The 19,160-nt window shown below is 47.9% G+C and carries 17 protein-coding genes; 7 read left to right on the forward strand and 10 right to left on the reverse strand.

Going from position 1 to position 19,160, the window contains the following annotated elements; genetic code table 11:
- The 3 genes from AC4IE7_RS03840 to AC4IE7_RS03850 form a co-directional block, all read right to left on the reverse strand.
- Positions 1-343: hypothetical protein (locus AC4IE7_RS03840; protein WP_490775486.1), on the reverse strand; the 343-nt coding region annotated here is incomplete at its 3' end.
- Between the two features lie 58 nt (positions 344-401).
- Positions 402-1,112, reverse strand: a complete 711-nt coding sequence (locus AC4IE7_RS03845; RefSeq protein ID WP_490775487.1) for an SIR2 family NAD-dependent protein deacylase — start codon at positions 1,110-1,112, stop codon at positions 402-404.
- An 89-nt stretch (positions 1,113-1,201) separates the two neighbouring features.
- Entirely contained in the window at positions 1,202-1,762 is a 561-nt protein-coding gene (locus AC4IE7_RS03850) for a hypothetical protein (protein ID WP_490775488.1), read from the reverse strand.
- A gap of 251 nt (positions 1,763-2,013) precedes the next feature.
- On the opposite strand from AC4IE7_RS03850, the gene AC4IE7_RS03855 reads away from it, so the two are divergent.
- Positions 2,014-2,136 carry a phage integrase N-terminal SAM-like domain-containing protein gene (locus AC4IE7_RS03855; protein ID WP_490775489.1) on the forward strand — a complete coding sequence of 41 codons (123 nt, stop codon included), beginning with the start codon at positions 2,014-2,016 and terminating at the stop codon, positions 2,134-2,136.
- Positions 2,137-2,872: 736 nt separating this feature from the next.
- Here AC4IE7_RS03855 and AC4IE7_RS03860 read toward each other — a convergent pair.
- From AC4IE7_RS03860 to AC4IE7_RS03875, 4 genes are all read right to left on the reverse strand, one after another.
- Entirely contained in the window at positions 2,873-3,772 is a 900-nt protein-coding gene (locus AC4IE7_RS03860; RefSeq protein WP_490775490.1) for a CoB--CoM heterodisulfide reductase iron-sulfur subunit B family protein, read from the reverse strand.
- An 11-nt stretch (positions 3,773-3,783) separates the two neighbouring features.
- Positions 3,784-4,407: a 4Fe-4S dicluster domain-containing protein gene (locus AC4IE7_RS03865; RefSeq protein ID WP_490775491.1), complete on the reverse strand. Its 624-nt coding sequence runs from the start codon at positions 4,405-4,407 to the stop codon at positions 3,784-3,786.
- A gap of 119 nt (positions 4,408-4,526) precedes the next feature.
- Positions 4,527-6,776: an FAD-dependent oxidoreductase gene (locus AC4IE7_RS03870; protein WP_490775492.1), complete on the reverse strand. Its 2,250-nt coding sequence runs from the start codon at positions 6,774-6,776 to the stop codon at positions 4,527-4,529.
- Positions 6,777-6,780: 4 nt separating this feature from the next.
- Positions 6,781-7,995 carry a heterodisulfide reductase subunit A gene (locus AC4IE7_RS03875; protein WP_490775600.1) on the reverse strand — a complete coding sequence of 405 codons (1,215 nt, stop codon included), beginning with the start codon at positions 7,993-7,995 and terminating at the stop codon, positions 6,781-6,783.
- Between AC4IE7_RS03875 and AC4IE7_RS03880 the strand changes: the two genes are divergently transcribed.
- Positions 7,909-8,253, forward strand: a complete 345-nt coding sequence (locus AC4IE7_RS03880; protein ID WP_490775602.1) for a hypothetical protein — start codon at positions 7,909-7,911, stop codon at positions 8,251-8,253. The genes AC4IE7_RS03875 and AC4IE7_RS03880 overlap by 87 nt on opposite strands.
- A gap of 147 nt (positions 8,254-8,400) precedes the next feature.
- Here the strand turns inward: AC4IE7_RS03880 and AC4IE7_RS03885 are convergent, their stop codons facing one another.
- On the reverse strand, positions 8,401-10,785 hold the full coding sequence (locus AC4IE7_RS03885; protein WP_490775493.1) for a sensor domain-containing protein: 2,385 nt from the start codon (positions 10,783-10,785) through the stop codon (positions 8,401-8,403).
- A gap of 691 nt (positions 10,786-11,476) precedes the next feature.
- Between AC4IE7_RS03885 and AC4IE7_RS03890 the strand changes: the two genes are divergently transcribed.
- The 4 genes from AC4IE7_RS03890 to AC4IE7_RS03905 all read left to right on the forward strand — a co-directional run bounded on the left by AC4IE7_RS03890 (position 11,477) and on the right by AC4IE7_RS03905 (position 15,980).
- On the forward strand, positions 11,477-12,289 hold the full coding sequence (locus AC4IE7_RS03890; RefSeq protein ID WP_490775494.1) for a CbbQ/NirQ/NorQ/GpvN family protein: 813 nt from the start codon (positions 11,477-11,479) through the stop codon (positions 12,287-12,289).
- Positions 12,273-14,408 (forward strand): nitric oxide reductase activation protein NorD, encoded by a 2,136-nt coding sequence (locus tag AC4IE7_RS03895; protein ID WP_490775495.1) that lies wholly within the window; start codon positions 12,273-12,275, stop codon positions 14,406-14,408. Before AC4IE7_RS03890 ends, AC4IE7_RS03895 begins: the two co-directional genes overlap by 17 nt.
- Positions 14,409-14,620: 212 nt before the next feature.
- A complete protein-coding gene (locus tag AC4IE7_RS03900) occupies positions 14,621-15,241 on the forward strand; it encodes an MlaC/ttg2D family ABC transporter substrate-binding protein (protein ID WP_490775496.1) in 621 nt (206 codons plus the stop codon).
- A 226-nt stretch (positions 15,242-15,467) separates the two neighbouring features.
- Positions 15,468-15,980 (forward strand): retropepsin-like aspartic protease family protein, encoded by a 513-nt coding sequence (locus AC4IE7_RS03905; RefSeq protein WP_490775497.1) that lies wholly within the window; start codon positions 15,468-15,470, stop codon positions 15,978-15,980.
- Between the two features lie 122 nt (positions 15,981-16,102).
- Here the strand turns inward: AC4IE7_RS03905 and AC4IE7_RS03910 are convergent, their stop codons facing one another.
- A complete protein-coding gene (locus AC4IE7_RS03910; protein ID WP_490775498.1) occupies positions 16,103-16,510 on the reverse strand; it encodes an HU family DNA-binding protein in 408 nt (135 codons plus the stop codon).
- Between the two features lie 436 nt (positions 16,511-16,946).
- On the opposite strand from AC4IE7_RS03910, the gene AC4IE7_RS03915 reads away from it, so the two are divergent.
- Positions 16,947-17,510, forward strand: a complete 564-nt coding sequence (locus tag AC4IE7_RS03915; protein ID WP_490775499.1) for a chalcone isomerase family protein — start codon at positions 16,947-16,949, stop codon at positions 17,508-17,510.
- A gap of 84 nt (positions 17,511-17,594) precedes the next feature.
- On the opposite strand, the gene AC4IE7_RS03920 is transcribed toward AC4IE7_RS03915, so the two are convergent.
- A complete protein-coding gene (locus AC4IE7_RS03920; RefSeq protein ID WP_490775500.1) occupies positions 17,595-19,142 on the reverse strand; it encodes a gamma-glutamyltransferase family protein in 1,548 nt (515 codons plus the stop codon).
- Positions 19,143-19,160: the final 18 nt, after the last annotated feature.

A 19,160-nucleotide genomic window follows, 5' to 3' on the forward strand; every position in this document is an offset into this window, starting at 1 on the left:
ACACAAGTGCCTTGTTATGTAACTCGATAGTATTAAGTAATAACTTTGCTCGTTTGCGCCATTCTTTAACTGAATTGGCATTACTTGAGAAGAAATCGTCTTCTTGTACCCAATTGAAACCTCTAAGTACTTTTTCGCCTTCCTTGTATAGGTTTTCAATTTCGATTGCTGCTTGTTCTGGTATTGCACCGATCTCTACCTGATATGGTAAATAGTCCAGTACCTCAAAATCAAAGTACTCGTCAGGTGAAATATCCAGACTATTGAGTAAAGCCTCTTGGGCTTCGCTTTCTACTGCGATAACCAACAATCCTTCTAAAATGGTTTTGAGTCTATAATCCATTTATTTACGCATAACGCCGCAATTCACAGGTGCGGAGCATCCTTGTGAAATTGCTTCGTTATGTTACGTTTCTCCCATCCAGCCAGCAATTAACAACATGCGGAACTACTATTACTGCGGTTCCTCTTAACCAGGTATACCCGTATGGCTTTTTTTCCAATTCCGGTTGTACTATAACTTTCTCTGCATGAAATCTGGCTTTCTTTGCAAAATTAGCTGCTGGAAATACTGTAAGTGAAGTTCCAATAATCAACACTTTACTTGCTGTTCTTATGTGTTCTAAGGAAATATCATAGTTCTCAATATCTTCACCAAACCATACGATGTTTGGTCTCAATTGAGAGCCTTTTTCACATAAATCACCCAAGTTAATATTTTCTGGTCCGATTTCATAAACGAGACCTTTTTTTACCGTGCTACGAGCTTGTTGGAGCATACCATGAACATGAATAACATTAGTAGATCCTGCTCGTTCATGTAAATCATCTACATTCTGAGTTACAACAATTACTTTATATTTTTCTTCTAGTCTAGCTAAAGATGAATGAGCCTCATTTGGGAGTGCTTCTGCTGCTAATTTTCTTCTTTCATTATAAAACTCTAAGACTAATTTAGGATTATGCTCCCAAGCCTGTGGTGTTGCTACATCATTCAGATTGTAATTATTCCAAAGCCCATTGGTATCGCGAAATGTTTGTAGTCCACTTTCTGCGCTTACTCCAGCCCCTGTTAATATTACAATTTTTCTTTTATCTATGGGCTCAGACATTGCACCTTACTCTAAGTAACGCCCGGCTCTGCGGCTGACAAAAGTGGAGGCGAAGCCGGAGCTTTTGTCAGTCCGACAGCAGCCGCTTGTTAAATTTTTCCTTTGATATACTTTATATCTAAAGAGTATCTACGCATAGAATAATCCCCTGGAGATCTACTTATACAATCAGCTGTTTCATCAATATGTCCATTTTCTCGGTACTTCGCACTTTCAATATCATTTAAGCAGATAGTGAAGTTATCCAAACCTTTGTGCTCTGACCTCACTATCAAATACAATGAGCCCGTAACCGTATTTCTATAAATGGAGTAAACCCCATCCCTTTTGAAGTCCAACTTCAACTTCATAATGGTTTCATACTCTGAATCGTTTATTGCCCTTACTATAAAACTTGAAACTTTTCGATTGTACTTTCCCACACTCCGCAATATCTCGTCTAACTGTTTCTCTGAAGTATTTTCTCTACCGCTCTTTAGTCCGAACGACCTATTTCTGCAGATATCCGAGAACTCTTTAAAATTAATCTGATCTTCATCGTAGTCAAATTCTTCACTTTGGACATCAATCTTACTTAAAAGTCTCTCGTAGAACTCGATCTTGAGATCCTTACTTAACTTTCCAATCTCTGTTTCAAACGTCCAAATCACGCTTCGTAACCTTCAGGAAATTTAACAGTCGTATTAAAAGGTCAATGACCCTTTAATACATATTATCAGGATGACCTTTTTAATTGTTGAATAAAATATACATGCTTTTCATGTATATGAATTTCCAAATAATTATAGCGTATGACTGTTGCATGACCAGTTAAAAAGGAGAGTGTACTCAAATTATCCTTGAGTTACTGATTTCTTAGCGTATTCTGTTTATTTCAATCGCTACGAAGGGAATCGTGGACATGTCTAATTCATCACCCTTTCTTAAATCTATTACCGACTATATGATTGTGCGTCGGTACAGTAAAAGAACCATAGATTCATACACCTATTGGATCAAGTACTTTATTGTTCACTATCAATAGATAATGCCTCTCCTTATTGCCACCTATTCAAACATTTCGACACATGTTTAAATCTTTTCCATTACTGCTGTCCAGCTTACTTCAACCATCTTGGTTGTAACTGATTAATTGATATTGGTTTCTATTGGTGATTGAGAATTGGGATATGAAAAAGCATCAGTAGCAAAGGATCACAGCTAGAAAAAACTTACAAATCATCAGTATCATAAATAGGTGGGGAGAGGTGCCTGGGAGGGGGGAATGAACACCCTATTTTTCTTCAACAATCAGCAAGATAAATATGAACGATCAATGCGGTTTTATCTTTCAACCACATGAAACGCTTCGCGTACACCCTCTCCCCAACCCCTCTCCCGTAAAGGGAGAGGGGCTTTTTAATTGTTCTGAGAAGATTGAAAGTTAATAGGACAGCACTGCTTTCCCATATAGGACGTAGGATGTGGTGAGGCACGAACCGCATCAATAATAGAATGCAGCGATTATCAAACATCAATGATGCGGTTCGTACCTCACCACATCCTACGGAGTATCCATACCGCACGTTAGGTGCTGATGTAAAATTCATGGAAATCTGAAACGTGGCGCTTTCGGTGTCAGGAGTCCGCTTAGTGATCTGAACTTACCAGGCTGAAGGCTGAGAATGGGTTAGAGACGCCTAATCGAGAAACTATTTTTATCCAGCTAAAAAAAAGCCCGCATCAGCGGGCTTTTCTCTATCAGCTCTGTCTCGATCGACTTATTTGTTTGCAATCTCTTCAAGCTGTTTGGCGGGAATCACCTGACCATTCAGCGCGGCATCTGCTGCACTGCGACCAAAGGCGACACTCATCAGGGTTGAGTAGTAGACCACCGGCATGTTGAACTTGGTGCCATAGGTCTCGTTGATGTTGTCCTGGTAGATCTCCACGTTGGCCTGACACAGTGGGCAGGGTGTGACGATCATATCTGCGCCGTTGTCGTAGGCCGCTTCGATGATGCCTTTGATCATCTCTTGAGACTTTTCAGGCTCAGAGAAGGCGAGGGCGCCACCGCAGCACTGGACTTTCTTTTCGTAGCCGGGGATCGACTCTGCGCCGACACTCTCTACGATTTTGTCCAGGTACTGTGGGTTTTCGAAGGATTCACCAGCGATGCCGAAGGGGCGATTGGTCTGACAGCCGACATACCCAGCGATCTTCAAGCCTTCGAGGGGCTTTTTGACCTTGGATTTGATGGTGTCGAAGCCGATATCCTCGACCAGCACTTCCACCATATGGCGGACATTGGATTCGCCTTTGTATTTCAGGCCGGCCTCTGAGAGGGCTGCGTTGGCATCCTTGAACATCTGCTCATCTTCATGCAGACGCTCTTTGGCCTCACGGGTGGAGAGCCAGCAGGCGGCGCAGGTGGCAACGATCTCCTGTCCGGAGTTGTGCTCTTCAGACAGGGCGATGTTACGGGCCGACAGGGTCAGGCGAGGCAGTTCACCACCGCCACCGTAACCTATGGATGCACCACAGCAGTTCCAGTCAGGGATCTCATTGAGCTGGATGTCCAGCTCTTCGCACATGGTCTGTGCTGAGACTAAATAGTTGGATGAGGTGGCCCCCTTCTGTGAGGAGCAACCCGGGTAGAATGAGAGTTCTATCTTAGCCATTGGTTATTTCCTCACTTGGCGTCTTCGTGATTGCCAGCTTCGATCTCTTGGGCCTTCTTCACTATTTTCTGGAAGCCGGAGAGATCTTTCACGCTATGTCCACCAAAGAATTCCATGGCGTTCATGCGTTTGGCCTTCATCATGTTCTGGCCCAGTTTCTGGTTGGCCATGGCGTTTTTGACACCCTGTCCGAAACCGTCCTTGAAGTACATGGAGAGTCCGAGTTTCAGCTCGTTGACCCGGCCTTTCTTCATCAGGTTGTCCCAGAAGATCTGTGAGAACTCAGCGGTAGGCTGTTTCTTCTGGACCAGGCCGAGGCGTTTGGAGTAGACCGCCAGGCCATGCATGATGTGGGTGATCGGCAGGCCGCGGGGGCAGCGTGCGATACAGTTGTAGCAGGAGGTACACATCCACATGGAGTCGGTGCTCAGCACCTCTTCGCGCTTGTTGGCGCGAATCATCATGAAGAGCTCTTGCGGTGGATGATCCCAATGTTTACCCAGGGGGCAGGAGCCGGAGCACACGCCACACTGCATGCACATCTTGACCCATTCGCCCTCCTCGACATTCGCCTCAACTTCCTTGAGGAAGCTGCTGCGGTATTTTTCAATCATTGCGGTGTTTAAATCACTCATTTTTACTCCCCTTTGTAGGGTGTCCAGGGTGGTTGGCCAAGTCCACCCTACAAAAAGTAAAGTTGTTCAGGCCGTGCGTTCAGCGAAGGGCCTGCATCGCAGGCCCTGATTGCCATCCTTTAGAACTTGAACGGACTCAGGCCGATCTTCTCCACGGTTTCTGCCATGTCGTTGATGAGCTTAGGTGCGCGCTCAACATCGGTGATGGCAACCTCGTGCAGGATCACACGCTCTGGTTCCAGGTTCAGGGTATCGAGGGTGTCACCCACTTTGCTCATACGCTCTGCCGCCATGGCTGAACCACGTACAAAGTGACACTGATAGTCGTCGTCACGACGACAACCCATCATGACGATACCGTCATAACCGTTGTTCAGTGCATCGGTTACCCAGGAGAGGCTCACAGAACCAAGACAGCGAACCGGTATGACACGAGCCCATGGATTGATCTCAACGCCCGCCTGGGCCGCCTGATCAAGTGCCGGGTAGGCGTCGTTCTCACAGGCCAGAACCAGAATGCGTGGTTTCTCATCCCACTCTTCAGGGATCTCCACATTCTTGATCTGCTGGTTGACGGTCTCAACCGAGTAGTTCTCAAACGAGATGACACGTACTGGGCAGGCACCCATACAGGTACCGCAACGACGACAACGGGATTCGTTGTACATCGGATAGCCTTGTTCGTCCTCGTTGATGGCGCCGAAGGGGCATTCCACGGTACAGCGCTTACACTGCGTGCACCCTTCCTTACGGAAGCTTGGGAATGAGAGGTCGCCGGAGCGGGGGTGCGCTGCACGTCCCAGACCGGAATTCTCTGCGGCCTGAATGGCTTTCAGTGCAGCGCCGGTTGCATCGTCACGAGCCTGTTGGGCGTCCATAGGACGACGTACAGGGCCTGCGGCATAGATGCCGGTACGGCGGGTCTCGTAAGGGAAGCAGATGAAGTGCGAGTCGTTGAACCCATTCTTCAGATGCGGCAGGTCGGTGCCTTGACGATACTGCAGGTTGAGGATCGATGGCGGTGCGTTTTCCAGGATTGCCTGGGCCTTTGCCTTCTCTTCCTCATCCTCGGCTTCGTCTACCATCAACTGAGCGTAGGGATCGGGGCCGGAGTTGGGTTCCATGCCTGTGGCCAGAACCACCAGGTCGCAAGCCATCTCTGTCTCTTCGTTGAGGATCTTGTCTTCGAACTTGACGGTCAGGCTGTCACCTGCGACAACCTCTGAAGCGATACCCTTGGAGAAGGTGACCATCGCCTGCTGACCAGCGCGGTAGAAGTCTTCGCCACCTGCACCAGGAGTACGCAGGTTGTTGAACAGGATGGTGGTATCACAATCGCTGTTCAGCTCTTTAAAGTACATCGCCTGCTTGATGGAGACCAGATCTGTAACGCCAGAGAAGTAGCTCAGGTGACCCTCTTTATCAGAACACTGACCGGCGTTCTGGATAAAGCAGACTGATTTAATCTCTTTGCCGTCGGAAGGGCGTTTGATCGGCCCGCCGTTGGCGGCAACCGCCAGGGCTTCCAGTTCGTGGTTGGTAACCACGTCAGGGCTCTGGCTGTAGGCAAACTCGGTCAGCTTGCTGGCGTCGAAAGGTTTCCAGCCGGAAGCCTGAACGATAGCGCCGATGGAGATGGTCTCGCTGCTACCGGACTCGGTAGCGATCTCGGCATTGAAGCGGCCTGGTGCGCCATCGGTTTTGGCGACAGTGCAGTTCAGGTGAACGGTGATCTTGTCATCAGCTTCGATGGCCTGGATCATTCCGGGCACTGGGTTTTCGGCAGGAGCAGCATAAGGTGAACGGGTGGGGATAACCTTGTAGTAACTGCCAAGGGCACCGCCCAGTTGACCGCTCTTCTCTACAAGATGAACCGGGTAACCAGCAGCAGCAGCTTCGATTGCCGCCGTCATGCCGGTAATACCACCGCCAACTACCATGATATTTTTGTTGATGGACTGCTCTCCGGAGGCGGAGGGCTTGGTCATCGACTTGAGTTCAGCGCAGGCCATGCGGATGTAGTCGTCCGCCATCTCCTGGGTGGTCTCAGTGTTCTCATCAGTCTCAGGGCGCACCCAGATGACACCTTCACGCAGATTGGCGCGGGTCAGTGCGACATCGGTGAAGTTGAATGCTTCAACTTTTGCGCGGCGGGAGCAGGCGGCGATCATGACATGGGTGACACCGTCGTTGGCGATGTCGTCTTTGATCATCTGTACGCCTTCAGCATTACACAGCATTTCGTGTTGCTTGCAGCTCTGCATCTTGCCGTCGCGGGTAGCGGTGGTTTCGAGTTGACCGGCATCCAGGCGTTCGCCCAGACCACAACCGGTGCAGACATATCCAGCAAATTTCTTTTCGTCAGCCACTCTCTTAACCCTCCGTCGCTGCTACGCGGTTGACCACCTGGATAGCACGTAGTGCGGCACCAGTGGCGTGTTGAACGGCGCGGTTGACATCCAATGCATCGGAAGAGCAACCAGCAGCGAAGACGCCACCGTTTTCAGGTGCGGGCTCGATGAAGCCCTCTTCGTTGATGGTGATATCGACCGGGAAGCTGGCCTTGTCGACACTGGGCTCCATACCCACTGCCAGGACCACCAGGTCATGTTCGTCAGCGTAACGGTTGTAACCTTCGGTATCGACGCCATGCAGGGTCGGATTGCCGTTCTCTTTGTTCTCGACAATGGAGGCAACCTTCGACTTGATGAACTTGACGTTATCTTGTGCCTTGACCTTCTGATAGAAGTCTTCAAAGCGGTCGATGGCGCGAATGTCTATATAGTAGATAGAGATATCTACGTCATCAGCTGGATAGGTGGCCTGCTTCAGTGAGGCCATGCAGCAGATGCGGGAGCAGTGCAGCAGGTGATTCTTGTCACGAGAGCCGGCGCACTGGATGAATGCCACCGATTTAACCTCTTTACCGTCTGAAGGACGGGTGATCTTGCCACCAGTCGGGCCGTTGGGATCAGACATGCGCTCGAATTCGACGCTGGTGATCACGTTGGCGATGCGGTCATAACCGTAGGGCTGGATTTTGTTAGCATCGTAAGGTCTCCAGCCTGTTGCCCAGACAACTGCGCCTGCGCTGAATTCGATGCTCTCTTCCTGCATCTCCAGATCGATTGCACCGACCTTGCAGGCATCCTTGGCTTTTTGCGCTTCATCGGTTCCGATAATGGCCGGATCAAGCACATAACGCTGAGGGTGAGCCATACGGTGTGGCAGGTAGGCACCTTTGCGTTTGCCCATGTTGTAGTCGAATTCGTTATCAAACTCGTTCTCAACAACCTTGGCGCAGTCACCGCAAGCGGTACAGTTGTCATTCACATAACGTGGACTGATCTTGACTGTGGCAGTGTAGTTCCCCGCCTCTCCCTTGAGGTCTGTCACCTCGGCCATCGTGAGGATGGTAAGGTTGGGGTTCATCTTCGCCCGACGCTGATTGATCTCCAACCCGCAGGTGGGGAAGCAGAGTTTGGGGAAGTACTTGTACAGTTGAGTGACGCGACCACCGACATAGGGGCGCTTTTCAACCAGGACGACTTGTTTCCCCGTTTCGGCAGCTTCAATAGCAGCTGTCATGCCGCTGATGCCGCCACCGACCACGAGAATAGTCTCATTGGTTGCGATTACTTCCGTCATGGATTGTCCTCCGTTGCGGAATGGCTTTATGAAAAATGGTTAACTGCTGACCCGCCTTATCCGATTAGCCAGCTTGTTATTCAAGATCATGCGACGCGCGCAAGCGACCAAGATTCTGGATCGGATACCATACGCGTCTTCTTCTACTGCTTCTATATCCCAGCAGGGCATATTCCATCGAATTTTCGAATGAGTTAATAGAATGGGGTTATGGAGTATAAGTCTTTTCTAATGGAATAGAGCCCGGAATAGCCTTTAAAACTAGGGGATTAGCTCTGGTGAGCGAGTTTTGGTATCCAAGTACTGAACTGTTTTGGTTGGTTATTGGCTAAGGTTTTGAACAGCTTAACTGCCGTAATTTGAGAAGTGGTGGTGGAATGTTCTCCTACCTTCCATCAGCATCTGTTCGAACACTTCGGCAGGTACTGGGGGGCTATAGAGATAGCCCTGGCCCTCCTGGCATCCCATTTTTTGCAGCAGTGATTGCTGAGCCATGGTCTCAATCCCCTCGGCGGTAATCCTCAAGCCGAGGTTTTTGCCGAGTGAGACAATCGCCTGTGTGATCGCCACGGCATCACTGTCGTGTGGCATGTCACGTATGAACGAGCGGTCTATCTTGAGCTTGTCTATCGGTAACTGCTTCAGATAGGAGAGTGAGGAGTAACCGGTGCCGAAGTCATCTATGGCGATCGAGACCCCCAGTTTTTTGAATACATCGAGCACAGGAACGGAGTGTTTCATCTGTCCCATAAAGATACCCTCGGTCACTTCTAGTTGAAGCATGTTCGGGGGACAGCCCGATTCGGCGATGATCTGTTCGAAGCGCAGGATCAGGTCGGTCTGCATAATCTGGCGTACCGACAGGTTGACTGCCATTCGACCCTGGAACAGCCCCTGTTTATATAAGTATCTGGTCTGCTCGCAGGCCTCACTCAGAACCCAGTTACCGATTTCGTGAATCAGCCCTGATTCCTCGGCAAGGGGGATAAAACGTGCAGGAGGAATTATGCCCAAGCGTGGGTGGTGCCAGCGCAGCAGGGCTTCTGCGCCTGTCATTTCGCCATTCTTCAAGGATATCTGCGGTTGATAGTAGAGGAGTAACTGATCATCTTTGAGGGCGCTACGCAGTTCGGTCTCCAGCAGTAGTCTCTCAAAGGCACTGCGGGTCAGTTCAGAGGTGTAGTAGCGATAATTGTTGCGGCCCTGTTCCTTGGCCTGGTACATGGCTGCATCTGCATTCTTGGTCAGATTGGCCACATCCTTGCCATCTTCAGGGAAGATACTGATTCCAATGCTGGAAGTTACATGCAGCTCGCGATTGGCAATTTTGAATGGATGTTTAAATTCATCCTGAATCTTAGAGGCGACCACTGCCGCTTGGCTGGGGTCATCGATATTCTCGACCAGTACCGTGAATTCATCACCACCCAACCGAGCTGCTGTATCGTCGTCCCGTAGGATATTTTGCAGTCGCTTAGCAACCTCTTTGAGCAGTTCGTCGCCCATAGCGTGTCCAAGACTGTCATTGATGTTCTTGAATCTATCGAGATCGAGAAACAGCACAGCGAGCTGTCTCTTCTGACGTTTCGCCTGGGCCAGTGCGTGTTCCAGTCTGTCTTCGAAAAGCAGTCGATTCGGAAGGTTGGTCAATGAGTCATGGTGAGCCAGATGCTCCAGCTGACTCTGAGTCTGTTTCAGGCTGGTGATATCGGAGAAGACCATGAGGTAGTGTTGCGCTTCCCCCTGTTCATCGCGCACACCGCTGATGGTCATCCAGACTGGATAGACTTCGCCATTTTTACGTTGATTCCAAAGCTCGCCGCGCCAGGATCCGGTATCGTTCACATGCTCCCATAGTTCACTTAAAAATTCCGCGCTATGTTTATCCGAGATTAATAGTTGCGGATGCTTCTGCATAATCTCAGATTTTGAATAACCGGTGATTTCGGAGAATGCGGGATTGACCGATTCTATTTTTCCGTGATCATCAGTTATCAGCACACCTTCCATCGTATGCTCAATGATTTGTGCCGCCTGCTTCAGTTTGGCATCTGATTCCTTTCGATTGGTGATATCGGTAAATACCAGTTGAGTTGCGGGTGCGCCTTCATGATCGACCAGGCTAACAAATACCTCGACTTGAATCGCATCGCCATCTGCTCGTCTAAACAGGGTCTGAAGAGGTCTGTCGCTCTGTTCCGATGGCGACTTCAGAGCAGGAGTGTCAAGAAGGCTTGATGAGCTGTTGGCAAACAGGTCATTTGCCGGTTTGTTGATCAGCGGTCTTTTCAGGGAGACTGCCAAGGTCTGCATTGCTGCTTCATTGAGAAACACAATTTTGTCGTTTTGTAGAAGCAAAATTGGAGTCGGGGAGTGGTCTACCAATTGACGGTAGCGATTTTCGCTGCGTCGTAGCGCCAGTTTGGTTTTTTTCGCCTCCCTGCGTACCGCAGCCTCTTTCAGCTCCCGATCAACGGCAGGGAGAAGTCGGGATAGATTATTGAGATTGATGTAGTCACTGGCACCGGCCTTGAGCAGTGAAACCACCTTTTCTTCGCCAATGCTGTCGGAGACAAGTATGAAGGGAATATCGAGCTGACGGTCTCTCAGCAGTTTGAGTGCGTCAGTGGGATTTAAGCCGGAGCTGTCGGTATTGGAAAGAATGAGATCCCACGCACTCTGATCCAATGCACTGAGCAGTGCATCACGATCATCGATGCGTCTGGTCAAAACATTGAGGTCTTTACGGCGAAGCGTTTGGCATACTAGCCCATATATATTTTCCGATCCCTCTATTATTAGGATCCGGAGTTGTCCTGGCATTAACGTTCCCTGGTACATTGCTTCTGATGATTTCGCGGCTACCGTATTGTCGGCCTCTGCTGTGCATGCGTCTCTATTTTCGCAATTCTATGAGAGGAGTTACTAATCCCTTCCCTGAAACAGCACTCTCTCAAGCTACTACTATGTTTAGTAACTCAACGGCCAAGGCTAGATACTATCACGTCTCTTTTAATAGCTTGAGGCCTGCTGCCATGGGTTATGTTGTGAGTATAAACGGAATAACTGCTTAATGTAGTGAATTACTATGTAGTTTAGGGATCTGAGTCGATACGCAGGTAAAATTTGCCTATAAATTAACGTTTTTTAGGATTTTAATGGCATTTAACCCTTATGGTGTCGAGGTTTTTTTGGGTTGCGTTGTGGTCACTGCGCGGTTAATCATAAGGCTTTGAAAACTAAAAATCGGACAGTTTGTGTTTGGTCGATCGATTTGCCTACAAGCTCATCGGCATAAAAAATCTCCGGGATGATCTGATTTTTAGGCCTGAACTGTACGGCCTGTAAATCCTGTACTCGGTAAATAGATAACTAACGTCAGCTGATATTTGCAGTGGCACAAAGTTTTGAGAGGGTAATTTTGAAGGCAAGAATTCTTAAGCCAGAAGCTCATATTTTTCAGCATGAACCCTATTATGAGCCGGTCAATGATGAGATAGAGGTGTTTGATGCCGCATATAAAAACAATTTACCGGTGTTGCTGAAAGGGCCAACCGGTTGCGGTAAAACACGTTTTATGGAGCATATGGCATGGCGGCTGAAACGGCCATTAATTACAGTTTCCTGTCATGACGATCTGACAGCGTCCGATCTGGTGGGACGTTTTTTAGTTAAAGAGAGTGAGACTGTCTGGGTGGATGGACCACTGGCTGTGGCTGTTCGATCCGGGGGTATCTGTTATCTCGATGAGGTGGTGGAGGCAAGAAAAGATACTACGGTTGTGATACATCCTCTTGCTGATGACAGGCGTGTACTGCCAATGGAGAAGGTCGGTGAATTGTTGGAAGCACCAGCGGAGTTTTGTCTCGCCATCTCATTCAATCCTGGATACCAGAGTGTGTTGAAGGATTTGAAACAGAGTACAAGACAACGATTTGTCGCGCTGGAATTCGACTATCCGGAAGTCACTTTGGAGCAAAAAATAGTTGAAAAGGAGTCTGGTATTGACGCAGATATCGCAGCCAGATTAGTGAAGTTTGCGCATATGACTCGAAACCTCAAAGGGAGTGGACTGGATGAAGGCGCATCGACCCGCCTACTGGTACATGCAGCAAAATTGATAGCAAGTGGCGTGGCGCCAGTGATTGCCTGCCGTACCTGTATTGCTCAGGCATTGACCGATGACCCCGATATGCTGGCGGCGGTAAATGAACTGAGTGCGTCTCTGTTTTGAGATGAAGAGCAAGCTCTCATTTGAAAAGATTGTCGCTCTTCTCGATGACTATTTCGAGGTTGAATTCAGTTTTCGCAATACAGAAAAAATCGCTATGAAACTGGTTGAGCTGGAATCAGTGCAACAGACATTTATTCTCGACTGGACCAGGCGTATCGTCAGCACAAATATCGAGATCGCCTACCAATTCGCTGACCAGGGACAGCGTGCCTTGGAACTAATGGACGAGGTCATGATTGAGGCATGGGTGTTGAGAGCGATGGATATCTATGATCGTTCTGGTCTGCATTCTGCCTTAAAAGTCATTCAGCAAATGGATCTTTTTGTGCAACAGGGACGAGAGCGAGCTTCAGCTGCACTGTTTGAAGAGGAGGTCGCTATACTCTTGCCTTTTGTGCATGGTCTTAGTGGTCGAAAGTTAAAACTTGAACTCAATGATCAACTCTTCACAGATGGAGAGGTGATCTACCTTCCTGCAGTTATGGCACACCTGCCGACTAAAAGAGATAATTTTCTCCTCTATAAGGCGGCAGTTGCTTTTCATTGGGCACAAACAAGATTTGGAACTATTCAGAATGATCTGCTTGATGAGTTGATCAACCATCCGGCATCAGATAGTTTGCTGCGCTGTTTTCATCGACTCGAAGTGGAGCGCTTGAACGCCTGTCTATCGAGAGAGCTCCCCGGTTTATATCGTGATTTAAGTCGTTTGCAAACCTTGCTCGAGAGTGAATCTCCCTCAATGGAGTGGCACGAATTTACAGCACCACTTCGCGAAAAAGAGTCCTGCGCCGATGACACCCTGAGATTGGCTGTAAAGTGTCTTGGAAAATCAATTCCAAAAGCGAGTCTCTTTCATGGGGTTTTAAAACCTCAACTGCTACAGGCAGCTTTAATCAAGCGGTTGAAGCGTGAAAAGGCACAATTCAGGGTGTCACTGAAGGCAATTGCTGATGAGATGAAGCAGCATCAGGATGATCAGCCTGAGACACGGCCGAGATTTTCCATAAATAAGGAGGAGAGTCAAAAGCTGGATGAAGAGATTTATATCGAGCTGTTGATGAACGGTAAATCAATGCCTGTTCCTGAAGATGTCAAAGGGGTCATCTCCTCGATTATTCAGGACTTGGGAGATATCCCTAATGACTATCTGGTGCCCGCTGGTGCAGGTGAGTATGACTATCGAGACTTGGGGGAAAAGCGGTTAAGTGCAGAGGATGTGTGGAGCGGTACCTACCATGAGGATGGTGCTTTTCTCTATAACGAATGGGATTATCGTAGAAAACATTACCGTAAATCCTGGTGTGTTGTCAGAGAGATGCCAGTCGAAGAAAAATATGATGGTTTTGTCGATCAGGTCAGGCGAAAGTACCAGCGTCTGTTAAGTAGTCTTCGTAAAGCATTTGAGGCGATGAGGGATGAGGATCATCTGCTGAAGCGGCAAGTCTATGGTGATGGGGTTGATATCGATGCTTTCGTGGAGACCTGGGCTGACCGACATATGGGATTGGAAATGAGCGACAGGCTCTTCACTCGTATGCATCGTCAGGAGCGCAATATCGCGGTTATGTTTATGGTTGATATGTCCGGTTCTACCCAGGGTTGGGTGAATCAGGCGGAACGTGAGGCTTTGGTTTTATTGGCTGAATCATTGGAAACATTGGGTGACCGTTATGCGATCTACGGCTTTACCGGGATGAGTCGCAAACGGTGTGAAGTATTTCCAGTTAAAACCTTCGATCAATCTTATGATGATGAAGTTAAGGCCAGAATTAGTGGTATTAAAGCAGGAGATTACACGCGAATGGGTGCTGCAATTAGGCATCTTAGCTACCGTTTGTCAGAAATCGAGGCGAGAACCAAGCTGCTAATCACCCTGTCTGATGGTAAACCGGATGACTACCACGACGACTATCGAAGCCAATATGGTATTGAGGACACCCGGCAGTCGCTGCTCGAAGCTCGACGGCAGGGGATACACGCCTTCTGTATCACGATTGATGAACAGGGGCAGGATTATCTACCACACATGTATGGTGCGGCAAACTATACAGTGATTGATGAGGTGGAAAGATTGCCTCTCAAAGTAGCTGATATCTATAAAAAAATAACAACCTGATAGTTTTTATAGATACTATTCAGGTTCTTTCGCTGGGTCTGTTGCTTGAGCAGGAAGGCTATCAAGGGAACCTATAGTACATACAGAGTCACGGATTAACCGCTAGTTTCCGATCCATGGGATCGACTTAAAAAAGCTTGATTTTGACAATTTGGCTAGGCAACCTGCCTAAAGATCACATAGATGATCTCACACTACCACCGGAGGATTATATGAATAGAACCTTGACTAGTTTTGCTGCATTGACGCTGTTGCTATCAGGCAGTGCATATGCAGTACCAAACTACGGCTATGGACAGCCCTACCCTGGCGCCATGAAGCCAGTGCAACAAGAGGCTGGGCCCGGCGTGGTTTTACGCGAGGGGATAACCAAGCTGCTTAAATTTCTTCGTAAATCAGACCAGCGTGACCCTCAAATGGTTGCTGCATTTCTGCAATCTGAGATAGCGCCATACTTCGATTTTGACTATATGGCAGATTGGGCAGCAGGGCCGATGAAGCGGCATATGAATGATCAGCAGAAAGCCGAGCTTGGATTTAAGGTTAAAGAGATGCTGCTGAGTACTCTGGCAAAAAGGCTGGGCAGCTACAGCAATCAGGATGTCCGTTTCTATCGCCCAAGACCTGCAGGTCCTAATGAAGTGAAAGTACGTGTGGGTATTCTGCAGGCAGGAGGGTATCCAGCAAATATCGATTTTCGATTCTATCGCAGTGAATCGGGTTGGAAGGTGTTTGATGTGGCAGCCAATGGTAACAGTGCGCTGGCCTTCTATCGCCAATATTTCATGAACCAAATGCGTTCAAAGTCACCCAATAGAAGGTACCGTCAGTAGAGATTAGCTGGAATAAACAGCGGGCTGGATCTCTTTGTCATTCCAGCCCGCTACACTATTTAAAGCAGTTGAAGTAACTAAATCATCCTCTATCTGGCTTATTTCCAGCGTCTGTGGAATTCAATGAATAGTGGTAATAGGCAGTTTGGTTTGAAACAGTCAGAGTCTGCTCTTGCTATCAACCTGTAGGCCAAAGATAGATATTCCCACCCAGAGCTTTAAATTTATGAGTGATCAGCAGAAATTTGGTCGATGGATGATTGTTGCAGCATGGGTGTCGCTACTGGTGCTGCTTACTGTGCTGTTTTCCCAATGGATCGAGCATCAGAACAACCCCAATCGACAACTGATGGTCACCTCTGGTCTTGAAGATTCATCAACTGTCGTGCTTAAGCGCAACCGGGCCGGGCACTATGTAGCCCCCGGAAAGATCAACGGTGTCGATGTTATCTATCTGCTCGATACAGGCGCCACTTTGGTAGCGGTATCGTCAAAACTGGCTGAAGAGGCAGGTCTTCGTCCTGGTGCACCAAGTCAAAGTCGTACAGCGAATGGTGTGGTTCGAAGTTGGCTGACCAAGATCGATAGTTTGCAGTTGGGTCCGATCACAATGCGAAATGTGAAGGCATCAATATTGCCCAACATGCCTGAACGGGAAGTTCTGCTTGGTATGAGTTTTTTAAAGCATCTCAAGCTATCGCAGCAGGGTGATGAGTTGGAGATTTCTCTACCGGATTAGGTCTGTTCCCGATATGAAAGTAAGGGAGCAGTCTTTGATTAATATCTCTGGTCGGCGGGAAGAGTTGGAAATTTAAGGTAGTGAATACTGCCGTTACAGAGTTGCAACGGCAGCATATGGTGCTAACCGATCTTATCTTTCAATGCTTTAAGTGCAGTGAGTTTTACAACTGTTTTTGCTGGCTTAGCAGCGATTTTGATGGTTTCACCAGTTGCAGGATTGCGTCCCATGCGGGCTTTGGTTCTTGGCTTCACAACGCGACGAACCTTGATTCCAGTATCGGGGATGGTGAATTCACCTGAGCCTCTGCGCTGCATATGGCGGGTAACAAGAGAGTTCAATGAGGCGAAAACTGCGGCAACGTCTTTCCGGGAAAGATCAGTTTCTTCAGAGATTGCACTAAGAATTTGTGTTTTAGTCTGCTTGTCTTGGATCGCCTTCAGGCGTGGTGCAGCTGCTACTTTTTTAGCAGTAACTTTCTTCTTAGCGGTTTTTTTCGCAGTTTTTTTCGCGGCTTTCTTTGCAACCATAGGGTTTGCTCCTTCTGAAAAGTGACAGGGGTGTGTGTTAAAAATAACACAGTTTTTCGATAGTTAAACATGAATCGGCAGTTTTATACTGGCTTTTTACATAAAAGTATATTTCTCCTTCCTGTAAAGCATGTATAAAGCGTAGTTGTTTGGATTGGGTTTGCGTTGCATATTTTAGGTGTGAGATTACTACTCTATTCTGCATGTTCGGTATATGACGTATGTCATTAACTGTTCAATAGTCTTCTTTTGTAAGCAGAAATGGCTCGTGTATATCGTCTATTTGATAGTTTTTGTATCTGCTGCAAAAGCACAACTGATATGCAGATACAGGGTTTTAGCTGACCATAGGCTGGCTGTTTTTACTTTTTCCTGTTATGGAGTTAGCACCCTATCGGCCATTTTTATAAACAGTTGAGTTTTTTTGGAGGATTGTATGAAACGAATTGTATTGAGCTTTTTGCTGTTGATTAACTTGTCTCATGGTTTTGCAAAAGAGGTTGCCGGTATTTCCCTGCCTGAATCGATTCAACGAGAGGGGGATAGTGTTCAACTCGTGCTGAATGGGGCAGGTGTCAGGGAGAAGTTTTTCTTTGATATCTATATTGCAGCGCTCTATTTAGAACAGAAGAGTGATCAGTCGTCAGTAATAGTAAAAAACAGTGGCTCGGCAAGAGTGGAGATGAGAATGCTCTATTCTGAAGTTGAGCGTGAAAAACTCATTCAAGGGTGGAGCGATGGCTTTAAAGCTAACCATTCACAACAGGAGATGAATCAGCTGGGAGAGCGGCTTGAGCATTTTAACAGTCTGTTTGAGACCTTATATAAAGGTGATTTGGTAGAGTTGGACTTTTTTCCTGGTCGGGGAACAAGAGTCAGAATAAAGGGCGATGAGAAGGCAACTATCCCAGGGGATGACTTTTTTCAGGGACTACTGAAGATATGGATTGGCAGTGAGCCCGTCACCAAATCGTTGAAGCGTGACATGTTGGGGCAGTAAGAATACCGGGTTGTTGAGGTTATTCAGGATTGCTGGTGAGCTGTTATGTGTGAAACCCTGAAGACGACATACTTAGTCGCCGGGTTAATACTGGTAAACCATGCGACTGACGCCACCACGTCGTTCATCTCCAGCGCCACTCAAATTACCCTTGTGATCCAACATAACGCTATGTGCACCACCAAAAAAGAGGTTTTTCTGTTTCCAATGTTGTTGATGTTGAAATTCATCCAATAGGTCATGACATAGTGCTTTGTCGAATCCCGGTTCAATGCTCAACAAGTCGTTTTCAAAATGAATACGGGGATTGGAAACGGCCTCTGCAAGGGCCATACGGTGGTCAAGTTGGTTGAGGATTACCTGTAAAACTGCGCTGCGAATTCGGTTGGAGCCACCTGATCCGGTTACCAGGGCATCGCCATTTTTGGACATGATCAGAGTTGGTGACATCATTGAGGCGAGGCGTCTGTCCTCGGGCCATTGATGAAATCCTCCTGGATTGAGATCTTCCTCTCCCAGCATATTGTTCATCATGATGCCGGTATTGGGGATGATATATCCACACCCTTCACCATTGGAAAGGGTCATGCTGGCCAGATTGCCTTCGGCGTCAGCAATGCTGATCTGGGTCGTCCCCCGCGTGGAGAGGCCACCTTCTATCATTTTGCGCTGATATGCCTCGGCTATATCCGGATTAAGAATTTGAGCCATAGTCAGTCTATTTTCCTGACGCACCTGTTGTGTAAATTGCATGGTTCTGGCAAGCAGGCGTAGTGCTGATCCTTGGCTCATGGATGCTGTCTGTTTTGTATGGTTTGCGATCAATCCCAATGCGAATGCGATCAGCGTACCGCCGACTGAAGGTAGTGGATTTGTATAAAGTTGCGCATCCCGATAGGTGTAATGTAATGGTTTTCGCACCACTACCTGATAATCAGAAAGATCTTCTTGGCGTAGATGTCCACCCTGATGTTGGCACGCTTTGATCAGGCTCTGGCCCGCCTCTCCATTGTAAAAGAGTCTCTCTCCTTCATGTTGCAGTGCGTCAAGGAAGTCGGCAAGTTGAGGTTGTTTGTGGCACTCCCCTTCGGATATCAGGCGTGTTTGATCTGCGGGAGAACTATTTAACGCCATGGATCCTGGCGTGGCACGAAGAATGGGGGCTACGATAGTTGCTATCAGATCCTGGAATTGGTTGATAGCCACCCCATTTTTTGCCCGTTCTATGGCTGGCTTGAAAAGCTCTGATAAAGGGAGTTGGCAGTGGTGTTTGTGGATTGAAAACAGGCCACGAATGAAACCTGGGGTAGCGACCGATCCCAGGCCGATATGAAAGGTTTGGCTGGCAGTGCCGAAATCGGCTTCGATTGGATAGAAATCGAGATCCTCTGCGGGTCTCTTCTGTTTGGGCGTATGGGTAAAAAAATCAAATAGTTGCGGAGACTGGTCTTTTGCACAGGCGGTGAGAAATCCTCCTCCTCCAAGGGAAGCCAGTACTGGTTCTGCAACGCAAGCCGTCAACATCGCTGCGATAGCGGCATCAAATGCATTGCCTCCAGCCCTTAATATCTCTGTTGCGGCCTCTGCTGTTTCAGTATGTCCGGCCGCAATAACACCTTTTAATGATTTCATAAGGTTTTATACTTACCC

The sequence above is a fragment of the Candidatus Thiodiazotropha sp. AKAK3 genome (assembly GCF_058244645.1).

What these genes read in the sequence shown, in the direction of transcription:
- AC4IE7_RS03915 (WP_490775499.1), top strand. Translation starts at nt 16,947, where the DNA reads ATGAAACGAATTGTATTGAGCTTTTTGCTGTTGATTAACTTGTCTCAT.
- AC4IE7_RS03865 (WP_490775491.1), bottom strand. Translation starts at nt 4,407, where the DNA reads ATGAGTGATTTAAACACCGCAATGATTGAAAAATACCGCAGCAGCTTC.
- AC4IE7_RS03845 (WP_490775487.1), bottom strand. Translation starts at nt 1,112, where the DNA reads ATGTCTGAGCCCATAGATAAAAGAAAAATTGTAATATTAACAGGGGCT.
- AC4IE7_RS03910 (WP_490775498.1), bottom strand. Translation starts at nt 16,510, where the DNA reads ATGGTTGCAAAGAAAGCCGCGAAAAAAACTGCGAAAAAAACCGCTAAG.
- AC4IE7_RS03905 (WP_490775497.1), top strand. Translation starts at nt 15,468, where the DNA reads ATGAGTGATCAGCAGAAATTTGGTCGATGGATGATTGTTGCAGCATGG.
- AC4IE7_RS03860 (WP_490775490.1), bottom strand. Translation starts at nt 3,772, where the DNA reads ATGGCTAAGATAGAACTCTCATTCTACCCGGGTTGCTCCTCACAGAAG.
- AC4IE7_RS03875 (WP_490775600.1), bottom strand. Translation starts at nt 7,995, where the DNA reads ATGACAGCTGCTATTGAAGCTGCCGAAACGGGGAAACAAGTCGTCCTG.
- AC4IE7_RS03920 (WP_490775500.1), bottom strand. Translation starts at nt 19,142, where the DNA reads ATGAAATCATTAAAAGGTGTTATTGCGGCCGGACATACTGAAACAGCA.
- AC4IE7_RS03900 (WP_490775496.1), top strand. Translation starts at nt 14,621, where the DNA reads ATGAATAGAACCTTGACTAGTTTTGCTGCATTGACGCTGTTGCTATCA.
- AC4IE7_RS03855 (WP_490775489.1), top strand. Translation starts at nt 2,014, where the DNA reads ATGTCTAATTCATCACCCTTTCTTAAATCTATTACCGACTATATGATT.